This is a genomic window from Aulosira sp. FACHB-615, from assembly GCF_014698045.1.
In the GTDB taxonomy this organism is placed as follows: Bacteria; Cyanobacteriota; Cyanobacteriia; order Cyanobacteriales; family Nostocaceae; genus Nostoc_B.
Map to the genome: position 1 here is coordinate 23,744 of NZ_JACJSE010000010.1, position 19,995 is coordinate 43,738.

At 39.6% G+C, this 19,995-nt stretch carries 5 protein-coding genes and 1 pseudogene; 3 read left to right on the plus strand and 3 right to left on the minus strand.

Features of this window, described 5'->3' with window-relative positions; all coding sequences use genetic code 11:
• Positions 1–858: 858 nt before the first annotated feature.
• The 3 genes from H6G77_RS17585 to H6G77_RS17595 all read left to right on the plus strand — a co-directional run bounded on the left by H6G77_RS17585 (position 859) and on the right by H6G77_RS17595 (position 11,495).
• Entirely contained in the window at positions 859–7,938 is a 7,080-nt protein-coding gene (locus H6G77_RS17585) for a phytase (RefSeq protein ID WP_313954508.1), read from the plus strand.
• Positions 7,939–8,250: 312 nt separating this feature from the next.
• A complete protein-coding gene (locus tag H6G77_RS17590) occupies positions 8,251–10,710 on the plus strand; it encodes a hypothetical protein (protein ID WP_199331547.1) in 2,460 nt (819 codons plus the stop codon).
• Entirely contained in the window at positions 10,710–11,495 is a 786-nt protein-coding gene (locus H6G77_RS17595) for a hypothetical protein (protein WP_190872249.1), read from the plus strand. Before H6G77_RS17590 ends, H6G77_RS17595 begins: the two co-directional genes overlap by 1 nt.
• Positions 11,496–11,505: 10 nt before the next feature.
• On the opposite strand, the gene H6G77_RS17600 is transcribed toward H6G77_RS17595, so the two are convergent.
• The 3 genes and pseudogenes from H6G77_RS17600 to H6G77_RS36635 form a co-directional block, all read right to left on the minus strand.
• A complete protein-coding gene (locus H6G77_RS17600) occupies positions 11,506–11,856 on the minus strand; it encodes an STAS domain-containing protein (RefSeq protein WP_190588455.1) in 351 nt (116 codons plus the stop codon).
• A gap of 846 nt (positions 11,857–12,702) precedes the next feature.
• Positions 12,703–18,225, minus strand: a complete 5,523-nt coding sequence (locus H6G77_RS17605; protein WP_190872250.1) for an ATP-binding sensor histidine kinase — start codon at positions 18,223–18,225, stop codon at positions 12,703–12,705.
• A gap of 296 nt (positions 18,226–18,521) precedes the next feature.
• A pseudogene (locus H6G77_RS36635) lies at positions 18,522–19,802 on the minus strand (MFS transporter).
• Between the last annotated feature and the right edge of the window lie 193 nt (positions 19,803–19,995).

Below are 19,995 nucleotides of genomic sequence, written 5' to 3' on the forward strand. Positions count from 1 at the left end.
GGACTGCTATAGACGCTAGTGAAGGGAGAAACATCGCAACAAAAAAACACTAAAAGCGCCTGAAAGTTGCAATGTTTCTTAACCCTTTTCTCCATCTCTCTTGAACGGCTAGTAGGATTCTACCAAGTTGTTGCTCATTTGCCATTTTCTCCTGATTGTCTACATTAGACATCTTGCAAAAGTCATCAGGAAAAAAAGCAGGGCTATACCACAAGCCTTTAGCAATATTGATACTTGAATATAATTTTATACCTTATGTCTAGATTATGGAAAAAGCGATCGCCCTCGGCCAAGAGTCTGCGATCACCTTCATGTAATCCCCATATCGGAGTACAACTATTATAATGCCACAAAATAAAATTTCAGCCCAGTCAAATTTACACCATATTCCCTGGTGCAGAATCTAATTTTGTTATTTCCTCCTCTTGTCCGCCTCTTCTCCTCAAACAGGCGCTACACTAACAAGCTGACTTTTCCAAAATCCTCTGGAAAAAAGCTGCAATATTCTCGATGAATCTTGGTTCAGGGAAGGAAGTTTAATTAACCTTTTGCTAGGCATTTCTTAACCTAGCTGGGATAGCGTGAAGCACTGAATATCACAGTTATCTCATGGTGCGATCGCCCAAGCTGTAAAGTGCATCTTTGCAGTTTATATTGTCTTGCCAAATTTGCAATCGCCTGTTCACAAACTCACGCCGTGTGCAACTTTATCTCAAACCAACCTAACCCCCAACCCCTTCCCTCGTAGGGAAGGGGAGCAATATTCAAAGCCTCTCCCCGAAGCGGAGAGAGGTTGGGAGAGGGGTTAAACAAATAAGTTGCACATCATATCAACTCACGAATTTTTAGTGAGTACAAGTGGAAATCGCTTCTCTGAATCCTGATTTATCGATACCCAAAAATATGCAAGCTGGTAAAACTATCACCAACATAGAATTTTTAGGACAACAGATTTTTGCTACAGGTTTTATTCCTACTGGTGTAGCAGGAATTGTTAATGGTACGCCAACTCAAGTAGGTGGTTTATCTGGTCTTGCTTACGATGCTGCTAATAATCGTTACTATGCCATTTCGGACGATCGCTCCCAAATTGGCCCTGCCCGCTTTTATACTTTCACTGGTGATCCTGCTACTAATAATGTGACTTTTACTAACGTCACTCCCCTGAGAGATACCAATGGTAATTTATTTCCAGCCTTGAGTTTAGACCCAGAAGACATTGTATTAACTAACAACAATACAGTTTTCATTTCTTCGGAAGGGGAAGTTAATCCTGGGGCTGGTCGGGTAACAAATCCGTTTGTCAGGGAATTTTCTCTGACTACAGGTCAAGAATTGCGATCGCTGACTATCCCGACTAAATTCTTACCAGTAGTTCAAGATACTAACAGCGATGGTTTGATTAATACAGGTGATACCCAAACCTCTGGTGTCAGAAATAACTTGGCTTTGGAAAGTCTCACCATTACCCCAGACCAAACAACTTTATTCACCGCCACCGAAAATGCTTTATTCCAAGATGGGGCTGTGGCTTCTTTGGCTGCGGGTACACCTTCGCGCATCTTGCAATATGATTTGACTACAGGACAGCCAACAAAAGAATATTTGTATGTCACTGACCCAGTAGCAGAAACACCAGTACCAAATACTGCATTTAGCACCAACGGCTTAGTAGATTTACTAGCTATTGATAATCGCGGGACAATACTCGCTGTAGAACGTTCTTTTTCTACAGGCGTTCCTGGTACAGGCAATACAATCAAAATCTACGAAATCTCTCTCCAAGGTGCAACTGATATCAGCAGCATCAACTCACTTAGTAGTTTGACTGCGGCAGAATTAGCTGCAATTCAACCAGCCCAAAAACGCTTGCTGTTGAATTTGAATGATTTGGATTTGCCCACTGGCTTGGATAACATCGAAGGGATAGAATTTGGCCCCACCTTACCAGATGGTCGTCAATCAATTGTTCTGGTGAGTGACAACAACTTCAGCGCCACTCAGTTTACCCAAATTCTAACTTTGGGTGCAGATTTAATTCCCACCGTTGCACCGACTGTCGAAACCAGCCCCGCTTTGTTGGATGATGATATCCAAAATGCTGATGCAGATGATCCAGCGATTTATGTCAACGCCACAAATTCCGCCGACAGCTTGGTATTAACCTCAGTGAAAAATGGTGGGTTGCGAGTTTACAACTTGTCTGGGGAACTGTTGCAAACCTTCAATCCTGGGGATATTCGCTACAACAATATTGATTTGCAATATGGATTTAAGTTGGGGAATCAAACCATTGATATTGCCGTAGCCAGCGATCGCGAAAATGATCAACTAGCAATCTTCAAAATTAATCCCAACCCTACAACCCCCGGTGCATATTTAGAAGACATCACCGATAGCAGTCTTGGTACTATTTTTCAAGCAGCACCTTTTGAACCGCCTTATTCATCCGACGAACGCAGTGCTTACGGTTTGGCGCTATACCGCAGTCCCCAAAGCAATGATTACTATGCCTTTGTTAGCCGTCGGGAAACTGGAGACGTAGCCCAATTAAGATTAATAGACAAAGGTAATGGTCAAATTGGTGCAGAACTAGTTAGACAGTTTACCATTCCGACCACAGCAGGGCGATCGCCGCAAACAGAAGGGATGGTAGTTGACCAAGAAACAGGTTATCTCTACATTGGTCAAGAAGATGTCGGTATCTGGAAATTTGACGCAGAACCTTTTGGAAACAATACAGGTACACTGATTGATCGCGTCCGCGATTTGGGTGGTAGTAATCTTACCAACGATGTTGAAGGATTAACAATTTACTACGGTAGTGATGGTCAAGGCTATTTGTTAGCTTCTAGCCAAGGCGATAACACCTTTGTGGCTTACAACCGTGCTGGTAATAACGAGTATATAGGTAGTTTTGCGATCGGGAATAACGGGTCAATTGATAGTGTGCAGGAGTCTGATGGTGCAGATGTGATCAATGTGCCTTTAGGCCCCAACTTTCCATCAGGCGTGTTTATCACCCAAGACGGTTCTAATGATCCCGCCGTACTTGTAGAAGATGACGGGGAAATTGAAAACATCAGCAGTAACTTTAAATTTGTTCCTTGGCAAAATATCGCCAATGCTTTCCCAGAGGCTTTAACCATCGATACCACAGGTTACGATCCCCGCAATCCTGATACTTCCCAGTTTGTTCCCAGAGTCACCCTCAAAGGCTTTGCTTCACTTCCTGCTGATACCTTTGCTGAGGGGCCAAGGTCTGGTAGTGCAATTACCGGAACCAACGGCCGGAATGTCCCCTTCGCCGCCCAACCGATACAAGGGTTTAGTGGTGTGCAGAGGGCTGATGATAATTCCTTCTATTTCCTCTCTGACAACGGTTTTGGCAGTCAAAGTAACAGTGCTGACTATCTGTTGCGGATTTATCGTGCTGATCCCAGTTTCCGGGGTGCAGAACCAGGGGGTAACGGAAGCGTCAATATTTTGAACTTTATTCAGCTATCTGACCCAGATAATAAAGTTCCTTTCCAAATTGTGAATGAAAACACCAGCGATCGCCTATTAACTGGTGCAGATTTTGATATTGAATCTTTCGTAATTGCGGAAGATGGTACTTTCTGGATTGGCGATGAGTTTGGCCCTTACTTACTGCACTTTGATGCAACCGGCAAACTGTTAGATGCACCGATTCCCACACCCAACATTACCAATCTCAATACTTTAGATGGTCAAGCACCAATTGTGATTGGACACCGAGGCGCAAGCGGTGAACTACCAGAACACACCCTTGGTTCTTATATGTTGGCGATTCAAAGAGGTGCAGACTTCATTGAACCGGACTTAGTGGTGACAAAAGATGGTGTGTTGATTGCCCGTCACGAACCGAATATTATTAACACTACCAACGTTTTAGATCATCCTGAATTTGCCGATCGCCTTAGAACTAAAATTGTAGATGGTATCGCTGAGGAAGGTTTCTTTGTTGAAGACTTCACCCTAGCAGAAATTAAAACCCTCCGCGCCAGAATCCAGCCAAGTTTCCGTACTCAAGCCTTTAACGACTTGTACGAAATTCCTACCTTGCAAGAAATCATTGATTTAGTGAAGCAGGTAGAAGCAGATACAGGTAAGAAAATCGGCATTTATCCCGAAACTAAGCACCCCACCTACTTTGCATCAGTTGGTACTCGTTTAGATGGCACACCAATCAATCAAGATATCAGTCAAAAGTTAGTTGATTTGTTAGTTGCCAATGACTTTACTGACCCCAATCGCGTATTTATTCAATCTTTCGAGGTCGGTAATCTCAGGCAACTCAATGATGTGATTTTACCTGCGGCTGGTATTGACTTACCGCTAATTCAGTTATTGGATGCCCGTGATGTCAATCTGGATGGTTCGCTGATTGACTATCAACCTTTTGACTTTGAAGTAAGTGGCGATACTCGCACCTACGGCGACTTAAGAACCCCCGAAGGTTTGCGAGAAATTGCCACCTACGCTGAAGGAATCGGCCCTTGGAAGCGGATGATTGTTTCGGTTCGCGGTGTGGATGCTAACGGCGATGGTCAAGCTGATGATGTCAATGGTGATGGATTAGTTAACGACGCAGATAAAACCTTAACTACACCAACCTCTTTGGTGAATGATGCCCATACTGCTGGCTTGTTAGTCCATCCTTATACATTCCGCAACGAAGGGCGTTATCTCGCATCAGACTACAACGGTGATCCTCAAGCGGAGTTTCGCCAGTTTATTCAGTTGGGCGTAGATGGTTACTTTACAGACTTCCCCGGTACTGGTGATTTTGTGCGTGACCAGTTAACAGGGCAGTTTGTCAGGTCGCCGCAAAACCCCGATGTCCGCAACCTGCAAGATTTTAATACTTTAAGTGGTGATGCACCATTAGTTATTGGACATCGTGGCGCGAGTGGTGAAAGACCAGAACATACTTTAGAAGCATACAGACTAGCGATCGCTCAAGGTGCAGATTTCATCGAACCTGACTTAGTAGCTACCAAAGATGGACGTTTAATCGCCCGTCACGAAAATGCTTTGGCAATTCTCAACAATGATGGTTCAGTTAATCTGACTGACACTAGCACCGATATTTACCTGCGTCCTGAGTTTGCTGACCGACTGACGACCAAAGTTATTGATGGTAGAACTATCAGAGGTTGGTTTACCGAAGACCTCACCTTAGCAGAAATCAAAACTCTGAATGCAATTGAACGCTTACCGGGCTTGCGCGGAACCAGATTTAACAATGATGGGTTGAAAGTTCCTACCCTCGAAGAAATTATTGATTTGGTGCAGCAAGTAGAAGCCGAAACTGGGCGGAAAATCGGCATTTATCCCGAAACCAAACACCCGACTTACTTTGCTGTTGAAGGTAGACGCATCGATGGTACACCCATCAATACCAGTCTGGGACAATTGCTGGTAAATGTTTTAGTTGCGGAAAACTTTACTGATCCCGACAGAGTATTTATTCAATCCTTTGAGGTGGGTAATCTGCGGGAATTGAAACAAAATATCTTACCCGCCGCCAGAATTAATATCCCCTTGATTCAGTTAATTGGGGGCGCGACAAGTCAACCTTACGACTTCCAATTTAATGGTGATACTCGCACCTACGGCGACTTAATTAGACCAACAGGACTAGCCGCGATCGCCACTTACGCAGTCGGGATTGGGCCTAACAAACGCCTGATTATCCCCGCGACAACAGTAGACCGTAACAGTGATGGTAGACCAGATGACCTCGATGGTGATGGTTCAATTACCGATGCAGATAGAGTCTTGGGTACGCCCACAACTTTAGTACAAGATGCCCACGCCGCAGGTTTGCAGGTACATCCTTATACCTTCCGCAGTGAAAGCGTGTTTTTAGCATCCGATTACAACGGCGACCCACTGGCAGAATACAGACAGTTCATCGAGTTGGGTGTAGATGCTTACTTTACCGATTTCCCCGGTGTCGGTGATTTAGTCCGCGACCAATTTGTTGGACAGCCAGCCGTTGCTAACCTTGGTGGTTCTAGAGGTTTTGAAGGTTTAGCCATCAGTCCCGACAGACAAACTTTGTACCCATTATTAGAAGGTACTGTGGCTGGCGACCCTGCTGGTTCACTGCGGATTTATAAATTTGATGTCGCCTCAGAACAATATCAAGGTTTGGTTGGTTATTACCGTTTGGATAACCCCAGTTATGCCATTGGTGATTTCACCGTCATCAACGAAAATGAATATCTGGTAATTGAACGGGATGGTCTGCAAGGTAGCGCCGCCCAATTCAAGAAAATCTTCAAAGTTGACTTCTCAAAACGCGATGCTAATGGCTTTGTGGAAAAACAAGAAGTTGCTGATTTGCTGAATATTCAAGACCCCAATGACTTGAATCGAGACGGTAGTACAAAATTTACCTTCCCCTTCGTCACTATTGAAGATGTGTTGGTATTGGATGCGAACACCATCTTGGTTGCCAACGATAATAATTATCCCTTCTCCCAAGGCAGACCAGGAGACATCGACAACAACGAAATTATTCTCCTGCATCTAGACAAGCCCCTGAATTTAACTACTGGTGTGATTAGTGTTACAAGCACCACGCCAAATGCCACAGAAGGAAATTCCACCCCTGCAACCTTCCGCATTTCTCGCGCTGGTAATACCAATACAGCTTTAACCTTCAACTATACTGTTGGTGGAACTGCCACTAACGGTAGTGATTACGACAGCCTCACAGGTACAGCCACCATCGCGGCTGGTAGTTCCTACGTGGATATAGCCGTTAAACCAATTGATGACAACTTGGTAGAAAGCAATGAAACAGTAACTTTAACGTTAGTTGATGGTAACAACTACGACCTTGCCAGAACTAACACCACCGCAACTGTTACTATTGCCGATAGCGATCGCTCTCTCGCCCAAACTCCCAATACTGATATATTCACAATCAAGGGTAGTGGTGCCAAAACCCGACTGCAAGTAGACCTCACCAGACGCGGTTCCAACCGTACCAATGAACTTGGTGTGTTTACCGTAGATGATGCCGCAGGTAGAATCAACGGTATCGCCCCAGGCGAAGCAGGTTACACCGCAGCCGCTTTAGAAAGGGCTAGAACCATCTTCTCGGCGGTGAATCGCGGCTTAAACAACGCCGATGTTTCCCGATTACTGGAATTTGATTCCGGCGACCAACTCAGATTTTATGTGGTGAACAATGGTACAAGTGATGCTGTCCGCGCTGGTAATATCCCCAGCAACAGCGTCATTTTCGCTAATCCCAACACCCAAAGAATCACCAACTTAGGTAACGATAAATTCTCCCTCGCTTGGGAATTTCAACCAGGAAATGGTCAGCCTTTCCAAGATTTAGTGGTAAATATCCAATCAACCGACACAGTTTTACCAATTGGTACAGCTTTGCAAGGTCAATCGCAAGCCGAACTCATTGACTTGCGTAACGTCACAGAATTAGTTACTGCTGATTTTATCGTTAGCAAAGATGCAAGTTTTAGAAACTACGCCAGTTTCTACCGAGTCAGCGATGTAAACGGCGGTATTGACCTCAACGGTGATGGCCAAGCAGATATCTTACCCGGACAAGCTGGTTACACCGAAGCGGCTGTCCGCAACCGTGTTTCAGGGATTGACTTAACAGCCAACCGTGGGATAACAACCTACTCTGCAACCCTGCAAGGAGGTTATATCTATGCACCATTTATTATTGTCAATGACACACCAGAATCAGTGTTAGATAGCAACCCCAGAAATCCGGCGGTTTACTTCCCCTTCTTAGGTGCTAACACCAGACAAACAGACCAAATTACTTTATTAGGTAATAATATCTTTGGCTTTGAAGATTTGCCAAGAGGTGGCGATCGCGATTTCAACGATTTAATTGTCCGCGTTGAATTAAACATCGCCTAACAATCAATTTCACCAGAGATAAATCATAGCGATTAGCCCTACTTAAAAAGGTAGGGCTAATTTATTTTGATAAAATTTTCTGCGCGTATATACGGGTTTTTATAGCATTCCTAAATCATTTGTAAAATTTCTATATCTTTTTCTTCTTTCTTACCTTTGCGTCCTACCCTTCGGGAAGCCACTTCGTGTCTAGGCGTTCTTTGCGGTTCGTTTCCATATCTATGTTTTTCACGACTAATTTAGGATTGCTATAGTAAGCTTTTGTATATTTAATTAATAAATGCTATAAAATACTTTTACGATAATGTACTTATGCCGAATATTCTTAAATCATCAGCAATTATCCTACCTGATTATCTCAAACTCAAACTAGACTCTTTAGATTTTGCCAATCTAGCTAAATCAAACTCAGAAATTCAGTTAGATAATAATCATGATTTAGATTTAGATTTAAATAAAATTTTTAACCTTCATAGTACACTGCCGTACATGAAGGTGGCACTCGATAGCATAATAAATGCCATATTCGGTAGTCATAAAATTACTATATCTAATCCCAAATATACAGTCTCTCAAAAGGGACAGAAAACCGAACTCACCGTTAAAGGTTTACTAAATAAACAAAAAATAGAAGTAACCTTTGGCAAAATAACTACATTAAAATATAAACTACCAAAAAATTTCAGCTTTAAGTCTTTAACAAATACAATACCCATCATCAACGATTTAAAACTGGGAAGTACAGAACTCATTCTAAATGACACCAGCTATTGTTTGACTCATTCAAAGTTAGGCAGCATCAAGTTAAGCCAAGGAATTAACTTTATTGGAGATATTGACTTAAATAGCTTACCTCCAAATTTGCGTGGCTTTATTTGTAACAACTTAGGTATGGCTAAATTCGCAGCCATGATTAGCTTTCAGCCGATAGGAGAAGTTAAATTAATAGGTAATGTCGCCGGTAATATTCAGCTATTTTGCCAAGAACCATTTAAGGCTACTTTCAATAACTTACTGATCAATTTAAATATTGGAACTGATTTAGAACCAAACTTTGGAATTACAGGAAACTTAATTCTTGAAGGCTACGATACCACCCAAGAACAAGAACCCAAACTATCGCTATCTGGTAATATCTCTCTCGAACCAGAATCTTTAACAGCATTCTTCAGTCAGCAAAGCGAAAAACCTTGGTGTAATCCTTACGGTTTAGTTGGAACTGAACTTCGCAATGTCAGGTTTCAAGGAGGTGGGACATATTTACCTCCTTACTTTGATAATTTTGGCTTCATTGGTGATTTGAAATGGGAAAAGACTGATTTGGAAGTTGCATTTCTCATGGATACTAATGATCCTGAAAGATTAGCGTTAATTTTAAACCCTAAGCAACCGGTTAGCTTAATAGAATTATGGCGGGGGCCAGTCACATCTTTTATTACCAAGCAAGTAGGCTATTCTATTGAGTTAGTTAATCAAGCTTTAGGGTTTTTAGAAAACTTACTCAACTTAAGCATTGAACCCCTTGATAGAGATGGAGACGGTATACTTAACCCCTTAATTAAGTATGTACCATTCCCAACAATTATTGCCGGACAGTCTATATTAGAAGGTTTAGAAATTAATGGTAAAGTTAATGCTTGGGGTCATGCAGCAATTTTAAGTTTGCAAGGTGATAAAGCTTTTCAGCATATTGATGGTTCATTAAAAGTTCCAGAAATCGATTTAGAGTTTCTGAAAATTAAAGGCACAGATGATGATAGTTTAGATTTATCTATCAAGGTAACTCCTGATGAACATTATCTTCAAGGAGATGGTTATATAGAAATGTTTGGGCAAGAAATTGCCAATGTAGAATTTAAAATTACGCCGGAACAATCAATACTTAAAAACTTTGATATCAGTTTAGCTAATCTAGTGAGTATTGATGTTGATGCCTTAAGTATTGATAGAAAATCTGGTAAAGGCAGTGGCTTCGGCACAGTTTCTATTTTGGGCAATACTTTAGCAAGTATTACCTTTGATGTTAGCAAAGATAAGATTAATTTAAACAATGTCCAGCTAGGTTTAGCAGGTTTCTTAAGTTTAGTTATTCCAAACCTGACAGTTGACTTGAACAACCAAAGTGCCACAGGTACAGCAAATATTTTTGCTTTTAACCAGTCTTTGGGGAACGGCACATTATCATTAAATCGGCAAAATATAGAAATTAATAATACAGCAATTAATTTCGGTAATATCTTAAATATCAGTGTGCCGAATTTACAGCTTGATTTAATTAATAAAAAGTTGCTGGGTGCAGGTGATATAACTGTTTTGGGTAAAAAATTTACTGCATCAGGTATCAGCCTCAGTGAACGAGGTTTACAAGCTAGGAGTAATTTGAATTTTGGGATATTAGCTTTTGATGGTGCTACAGTTACACTGTTTAAAGGCATGAATAATTCTCTGAATAATTCTGCCAGTATTGCTGGTAATCTGAAGTTTTTAGGTTACACCTTTGCCGATATTAATGCCAGCGTTAATCATGATCAATTAGTTACATCTGGTAGCTTCAATTTTGCTGGGATTTTTCTCCTCAAGGGTGTAAACAATCAAAAACATGCCACAATCACACTTCACAAAGCGACAAATGGAAGGTCTAATTCTGTTAAAGTTATGGGTAGCTTTTATTTGTTGGGTCAAGAGTTGACTTCTCTGACGATTAGTGATTATCACGAAACTCTGAAAATTTTAGGGATAAAAGTTATTAGTAACAATAGCCGTAAAAAGTAATGTTCAGCGAAGTAAAACAATTTATTGCCAATTCTACCCATGATTTATCGGTAAATTTGTCCAGAATATTCATCTGGACTGTGTGGTTAATTTATGTTGGTTATTTATTATTAAGCGATATTCCACCGGGAGAGTCGCTGCTGCATGTCACACCCAAAACATTAGCAGAAATATTCAATTTGAGTATGAATTTTTGGTTAGTATTACCAATCATTTTCCCCAGTGAAGCGCCAATTAATAATCCCGTACTAGAGGGATTATTTAACATTGTGGTGACTTGGGGATTATTATTTTGGGGTTTTATAATTGATGGGCGCAACCAGCGATTTTCGATGATGACATTCTTAATTGGTACCGCATTACTCACCAATGTCTTTTTTCTTCCTTGGTTGGGGTTGCGTCAAGTAAATCCGCAAGTAGCAACAAATTCGTTGACATTTGTGGAAAAAGTAGGCGAAAGCCGAGTTTTACCTTCAATTTTGGCTGGTTTTTTTGTGGTTTCCTTGAGTTGGGCTGTATTAGCCCGTCCTGAGTACGGTGATATTACAACCCGTTGGCAAGATTTATTAGAATTATTATTTAGCGATCGCCTCGCATATTCTTTTGTGGTAGATATGCTAGTATTCTGGTTATTTCAGTCATGGCTAGTGAAAGATGATATGGCGCGTCGTCAATGGGATAACGACAAAATACTCTGGCTAGTCCGTTTAATACCATTTTGGGGACTAATTATATATTTGTGGCTACGTCCGTCACTAAAACTCGAAACACAGAATAATAGTTAGCCTCAATTTTTTACCTGTAAGACATCCGAGATAAAGTGTTTAAAACATAGCGTTTACAGTCGTCTTTGTCAGCAAATATTTGTAATGATTTGTTCACTTTAGTGATTTCAAATAACATTTTAACCTGATCACTAACAGAGCAGACAAAAAATTTAGCGTTAGCATTACTGACAATTTTCATTGCTGACACTAAATAACCCAAGCCAGAACTATCGATAAATTTAATTCCTTGCATATCAATCAATATAACGTTAGTACCGTGGTTGATCAGGTTGCTAATTTCATTTTGCAATTGATTGCCAGTAATTTTATCTAAAATTCCTGCTGGTTCAAGTATTGTTAGCCGAAGTTTGTCGTTCATAACTTAGTTACCTTTTTTATCAATTCAAGTTAGTTAGAAGCAGTTATAGTTGGATAAACTACAAGTTATACAATGTATATTCTCTATGAATAAGATAGAAATATACTATAGATACCTATTAGGTAGTTAACCAAAATTGAGCTAATTAAACGGGAGTTATTTTTGTACTAGCTAAAGCTACAGCGAGTATTTGACAGGAAACAGATTCCTCTATAAATGTCAGTAATAAGTCTTGCTCTAATAGCAACGATATTAATATCGCGCTTATTAATGGCAATTCTATAAATATTGGATACAAGTCATACAGTCAAGGCAATTAACTTTATAAGTCCTAAAAAATTAACTGCTTTGGAGTTACTTTTTTCTGGGTAAATACTTTATATCGCAATTAGCTGTTTAACGTCGATGCTAGGGAATTGTTTTTGCTAACTCTTTATCAACGAAGTAGCAAACAACACAGATTCACACTAAACAAGAAGATTTATACTATTTTAGTATAAAAATTTACAGAAATTAACGTAAAATTACCCAAGGAATATCTATGATTTTTCAGAAAATTATATGCAATCCCGTATTGATGCAATGAGATTATTTTTACAGACTACAATTATAAATAAAAATCTATAGATTTGATTAACAAACTATTTCATTAGTTAATTAAAAAATCATATTTAAATCTAAAATGCTTGAGAAATCAATGTTTTGCTATAGGACTCATATTTGATTTATGAAAAAAATCAGTACACCCAGGTCAGGCTTTTTTCCTACTCCCTACTCCCCATTCCCTACCCCCTACCTATATAACTAGATTCAGAAATCAAATCGGATTCCTATAAACAGAGATGATCATGAAAGTTCAACCATTACGTTAGTAAGAGGATGTTTATCTGACTTAATAGGTAAAGTAATGATAAATTCTGTTCCTTTACCTAATACAGAGTTGAGATGAATGGAACCGCTATGTTTTTCTGTAATCACTTGATGGCTAATGGACAATCCTAAACCTGTGCCTTTACCTACAGGTTTAGTTGTGAAAAATGGGTCAAATAAGCGGGATTGGATATTGTCTGGAATACCAACGCCATTATCGGCGATGATAATTTGGACTTGGTTTAGTTCGGTTGTGAGAGTCCGAATCTGAATTTGATTGGGGTTGGCTGTAATTTCTTGTAAGCTGTGATGACGACTTTTTTCTTCTAGGGCATCGATCGCGTTAACAATTACACTAATAAATACTTGGTTAATTTCCCTAGCGCAGCATTCTACTAACGGTAGTTCGCCATATTCTTTGATAATTTCAATTGCTGGACGATTAGTCTGGGCTTGCAGACGATATTGCAACATGACTAATGTATTATCAAGGCCTTCATGCAGATCCACCGCTTTATATTCTGATTCATCCAAACGAGAGAAGTTGCGTAAAGATAACACCATTTGTCGAATGCGTTCAGAACCCATGTGCATAGATTTGAGAATATTCGGTAAATCTTCTTTCACAAAGTTAAAATCTAGATTTTCGATTTCTGCATTTAGGGATTCTGGGGGATGGGGGTAGTGGTCTTGATAGGTATCTACTATATGTAATAAATCATTGGTATATTGCTGAATGTAATTTAAGTTGCCATGTATAAAGGTAATGGGGTTATTAATTTCGTGGGCAATACCGGCGACTAATTGGCCTAAAGCTGACATTTTTTCACTTTGTACCATTTGTGTTTGGGTACGATGCAATTCTTTTAAAGTTGTTTGCAGTTCCTCGTTTTTGTGGTTGAGTTCTTGAGTGCGTTCTTTGACTCTATCTTCTAGTTGTGCGTACAATCGAGCATTTTCTAAAGAGATGGCGGCTTGAGAAATTAATAACTGTAAAATTTCTAGGCGATCGCGGGTAAATGCTCCCACTGTCAGGTTATTTTCTAAATATAAAATGCCAATCAATTTGCCTTGGTTCAAAATTGGCGCACAAAGCACGCTTTTGGGGGAATATTCTAATATATAAGGATCAGCCGCTAGGGTTTGTTCTGTGGCTGCATTCTCAATCACTGCTAAGGTGAGAGAATTTTTCACCTGATTAATTAGACTCAGGGGTAATGTTTGATGATCATCAAAGGGGAGAGAACGCAAAATACAACTGGGTTGTTCGAGTTGATAAAGTGCTTCAATGAACCAGGAATTACCTTTTGGCATGAGTAATGCACATTTATCAGCACCAGCGTTTTTGAGTATGACTTCTAATAAAGTTGAGAGTAATTTTTCTAACTCAATTTCACTAGATAGCGATTGCGAAACTTTGACAATGCTGGCTAAATCTAGATTGGTTGAAAGACTACTTTTACTGAAACTAGAACTATCAACTTTCTCTGAAGAGGAAGAAATAATGGTTTCTGTGGCTTTGAAAGATGCTTGCTGTTTGTGCAGAATTGTCACGAGTAGTAGGGGATAGCGTGTTTCTAAATCGATGACTTTAGCTTCTGCACCCCAACGTGTATAACAATAATAAGCTTCCAGCATATAGGTTTGAGCGATTTTTGTTCTACCCAAACCAAGATAAAATTTGGCAGCTAGTTCATTTGCTAAGGCTTCTTCGTTGAGAAATTTGTGATCTTTGGCAAGAGTAATGGCGCGATCGTAATGTTCCATTGCTGCTAATTTTTGACCACGAACTCGACATTTTTCTGCTTCTACTAAATGCCACTTATGTAAATGGTTCATTGGGGCAAATTGCGCCCATTGATACAAATTTGCTTGATGATTTTCTACCTCATTCAGAATTTCTTTTGCTTCTGGTTGTGTGGAAATAATTGCTAGGTGGGTGAGGGCTGCATAAAAATGGAAAATAGGAATATGAATCAGTCCTGATAATGCCATTAAATAGGGTTTGACTTGGGTAATGTAGTCGAGGGCATTAGCATAATTACCATAAGAGTATGCCAGCAACAGTTTGTAAATATAAGCAAAGGCGATTCCTGTGAGATCATTATCTTGTTTGTGCTTTGGCAACATGACTGTTTCATCATATATCTTGCCAATTAAGCAATCTGGCTGACTGACTGGTTCTTTCAATTGCTCGACTGCTTGCTGCATCATGTCTAAATAAACACGCGCAGAATCTTGCTTCACCTGAGTCAGAACAGCATTAGAAGTAGGAAATTCCAACGTTAATGTATTCAGGTCTACGCCAATAAACAGTGCGGTAAAAGCATAGATGGCTATGCTATAGCCAACATAGAGAAAATCACCTGTTTCCATACCAGTTCTGTGGGCTTCTTTTAATATGGAAAAGGTTGCTAAAAATGGTTGTTGACGATGTTGAATGAAACAAGCAAACAGTGTGAAAGTGCAGGATTGCCAGCTTTGAGCATTTAATTTATCTAGTAGGGAGAGTGCTAATTTCCCGAACTTATAGCCGGTTGCAACTTCGCCAAAAAAGGCGCACAGTACCAAACCCTGGGTTACATATCCTACCGTTGAGGCGGGCGCATTGCCAAATTCCAGCGATAACCGCACCATCGTTGTACCCAATAAAGGCAGTAAACTGGGGTTTCCCAGAAACACTGGTGCAAACAACATACCTAAAAGTTGCATTGCAGCTTGGGCTGTGGGTTCACTCATCAGGGGTAGGTTAATCAGTTCGGCAATTTCTCTGTTGTTGAGTTGCTGGTTTACCTCTGCTAAAGCTTTGCCAAGATGAACTTCGTCTAATTCGCTGGGGAATTCAATTCCTAGTTGTCTTAAAGCTTCTCTACCAACTGCGATCGCTGCTAACATTTGACTTTGAGAAGTTTGGGCAGCAATTTGAATTTCATAGATTTTTACTTTGTCAAGGATGGTTTTAGCTTGTTGCAACACCAATGCAGCAAACTTTTCCATCCCAGCAAAATCACCATTTAAATAACTGGCTTCGGCTGCTGCTGTATGTATTTCTAAGGCTAATTCATACTGGGTTTGCCAGCAGTTAGATTCCAAAAGTGCGATCGCAGTTTGTAAATAGGCGACAGCAGCAGCATAAGCTGTGGCTGTTTTTGCTTTAGCACCAGCTTTTAAGTTCAGTTGGGCGAGGATTTGGCGATCGCTATTTTGGCTAATTAATGCCTGACCTTGATTTAAATGCCCAACAATATCAAATAGCTTTTCTTCTTGTTCACTTTCTGATAACTTTTGCTGGAGTAATTGACCAATTTGCCAGTGAGTTGCTTGTTTTTGATTGTCAGGAATCAGAGAATAAGCTGCTTGTTGTACACGGTCATGTAAAAATTTATAAGCAACTGTTATTTGTCTTGATTCATTTGTCTGTTCTTCAATATTATCCAACGAAATATTAACATTGCTTTCTCTATTAACTAATGACTCTTGTTGATAGAATTTATAAACATCAGTAATTGGTAAAATCAATCCTTCTTTTAAAACTTTCCACAAGGCAGTAGCTGTCTCAACTTCTGATTGTTGTGAAACAATTGCCAAAGTCTCTAAATCAAATTGATTTCCAATACAAGCAGCTAACTTTAATACTTGTTGAGTCGATATTGGGAGTTTTCGCAGTTGCGAACTCATGAAATTAACAACATCTTCTGTAACTGCTTGAGTTGTAATTTGAGCAATATCACATTGCCAACAACCTAAGTTTGCATCAAATTTAATCAGATTATCTTGATATAATGCCTTGAGAAATTGTGTTGTGAAAAAAGGATTGCCTTGAGTTTTATGATATATTTTATGAGAAATATTTATGACCAAATTTACAGAACATTTGAAAGTATCAGCAACTAATTGATTAATATTTTCCTGATCTAGTGCTGCCAAAGTAATTGTATTGATTACTACTTTGGTTTTGCGGATTTCATTTAAAGTCAAAATTAATGGATGTCCAGGGTTAACTTCGTTATCTCGATACGCACCAATTAATAAAAGATGATTTGTATCAGCCATTAATATTCGCATTAACTTTAATGATGCTGAATCTGCCCATTGCAAATCATCTAAAAATATAACTAAGGGATGTTCCGCACTGGTAAAGACTTTGGTAAATTTTTGAAATAACAAATTAAAGCGATTTTGGGCTGCTTTACCAAATAATTCTACGGCTGGTGGTTGTTCGCCAATAATACTCGCTAATTCGGGGATAACTTCAATAATTACTTGTCCATTTTCGCCAACGGCTGTTAATATTTGGGTTTTCCATGCTTGTATTTGGGCATCACTTTCAGTTAACAACTGTCCCATTAAATCTCGGAAGGCTTGCACAAAGGCACTAAAAGGAATATCCCGTTGAAATTGGTCGTATTTACCTTTAATAAAATAACCATGTTGGCGGACAATCGGCTTATGAACTTCGTTGACAACGGCGGTTTTGCCAATACCAGAAAAACCAGCAACTAATACCATTTCGGTTGCGCCATGACTAACTCTGTCAAAGGCTTGCAACAAAGTTTCTACTTCTGCTTGTCTACCGTAGAGTTTATCAGGAATAATAAAGCGATCGCACACATCTTGTTGAGCAATTTCAAATCTTTGAATTTCCCCAGTAGAATTTAGCTGCTGTAAACAATTTTCTAAATCAAATTTTATTCCTAATGCACTTTGATATCTATCTTCTGCATTTTTCGCCATCAATTTGTTGATGATTTCTGCCAGTACATTGGGTATTTGGGAATTAATTTGGTTGACTAAAGGTGCTTTTTTGGCAATGTGACAATGCACCAACTCTATGGGATCATTTGATTGAAAGGGTAACTCACCTGTGAGTAATTCGTAAAAAGTAATCCCTAAAGAATAAAAATCAGTCCGGTAATCAATTCCCCGGTTCATTCTCCCTGTTTGTTCTGGTGAGATATAAGCCAGTGTACCTTCTAAAACGCTGGGATTCAGGATAGTATGAGTTTCTCTTGGTAATAAAGATGCAATACTAAAATCGATTAATTTAACTTGTTGAGTTTCAGGATTAATTAATATATTGCTGGGTTTAATATCTTTATGAATAATTGATTCTCGATAAAGTATTTCTAAACAATTGCAAAGGGCGATCGCTATCTGTAAAAATTCCTTCAGAAACTCTAAACTTACCCTCCCTCCCAACTCCCGATTCCTAATTCCCCATTCCCGCAGCGAAATTCCACCAAAATCTTCCATGACTAACGCATAGCCATTCTCATAATTTTCTAGACTGTAAGTCTGAATAATTCCGGGAGAGTTGAGATTTTTAGCAATGGTATACTGATTGCGAAACTGTACAAGTTCATTAAAACTCGGATAAGGATTCTTCAGCACTTTAAGTACTACTGATAATGAATCAATCTCTCGAATAGCCCGATAAACCAAAGTTTTAGAGCCGTTGTAAATTTCTTTACCCAATTTATAACCGGGAATTCTCAGCATAGTATCAAATTGATGTAAATACTAAGCTTAGTATTCCCATCTGCACAAAAAATTTTATCATTTAAGCAAAAATTGCTACTGTGTATCTACAGAGATTGGTGAGCATTAAAAACTTTAACCATCCAACTGTATTAGTAAACACAATTTATTCTCTAATGCAGATATCGTTGTCAGAATACCAAAGATATTTCATCTCATATAAATCTAAACAATGGTTGTAAGTAGAGCGATGTGAATATTTGAGGATGAGTATGAAGTAAAAAAACAATTTAGGAGTGCAAATTAATATCAGCACATTAATTTGCTACTAACTTTGTCCTCAAATTGATCAATTTCACTAGTTGGGGTAATTGTTGTATGAATAATAACGAACCTAAAATGCAGATTACACCACCTAAAATCAAAGTATTGGGAGCTTTTAAATAATTGGCGAGAGTTCCAGCGAGGAGATTACCAAAAGGAGCCATACCCATAAAACACATAGCATAAAAACTCATTACCCTGCCGCGTTTGCTATCTTCCACAATAAATTGCAGCAATGTATTACTTGCAGCTACCTGGAGTGTAGAACTCCAGCCAACCATAACCAAAGCTAACTGAGAAATCCAGAAGACTTGAGAGACAGAAAAACAAATAAAGCCAACCCCCATAATCGCCGGACAAAAGGCTATTAAACGCTCTAAACCTACGATATTTTGGCGAAAACTCAGATAAACACAAGCAAACACCGAACCCATAGCAGCTGCGGCTGTGAGAAAACCCAAGGTTTCCGAACCTCCATGCAGAACTTCGACTGCAAAGATGGGTAGAAGTGTCGTATATGACATACCCACTAAACTAGCTGTTGCCAGTAATAGCAAGATAGAACGCACAGGTAAGAAATGATAAGCATATTGAAATCCTTCTTGCAACTTTCGCCAAGGATCGCTTGTCTGTATTTCCACTGTGCGCGGTGTAATTTGCATTGCTGTAATTGCCCAAATAGCCACAATATAGCTGAGACTATCGTATAAAAAGCAGTAGCCTGCGCCAAACTTAGCAATCAAAATCCCACCAAGAGCCGGGCCAATTAATCGCGCTCCATTGAGAAAGGCTGCATTAAGCGCGATGCCTTCGGCGGGCTACGCCAACGCATTTGCCATCAGTTCTCGACTCACCATATCACTAACAAATGCGTGACGAACCGGCACATCTAAGCCTTTGAGCAAACCTAATAATGTACTCAAGGTTAGCAATGTCCAAAAATTAGCCAAACCTAAAAATGTGATGACAGTCAGAATAATTGAGATAGAAATCCCAACAAGCTGAAATAACAATAACAAACGATGGCGGTTGTAGCGATCGGCTAAAATCCCCGAAATTGGAGCTAAGGCAAATACTGGTAATTGTCCAAAAAATCCTGCTATTCCTAACATTAAAGCCGAATCGGTTAATTGATAAATCAACCAAAGCACCGCTACCTGGGTCATGAAATTGCCCGTCATCGACAAAGCTTGTCCGGCAAAATAGAGGCGATAATTGCGCGATCGCAACGCAGGCAAATCAAGATTTAATTTAAATAAAGATAATAATTTCATGTATAAGATTTCACAACTTCTAAACTCTTTAATTCTCTGCGCCCCTCTGACTTGAAAGTGCTGAGTGCTGAGTTAAAAGTGCTGAGTAAGCATAGTACTCGCTCTTTCATGCTTGGCTATGAAACTTGTTTCATCGGGACTGCGTTGAAAAAAGGAAGAAATCAAGCAACAGCCTCATTCCTTCCTCAATCCC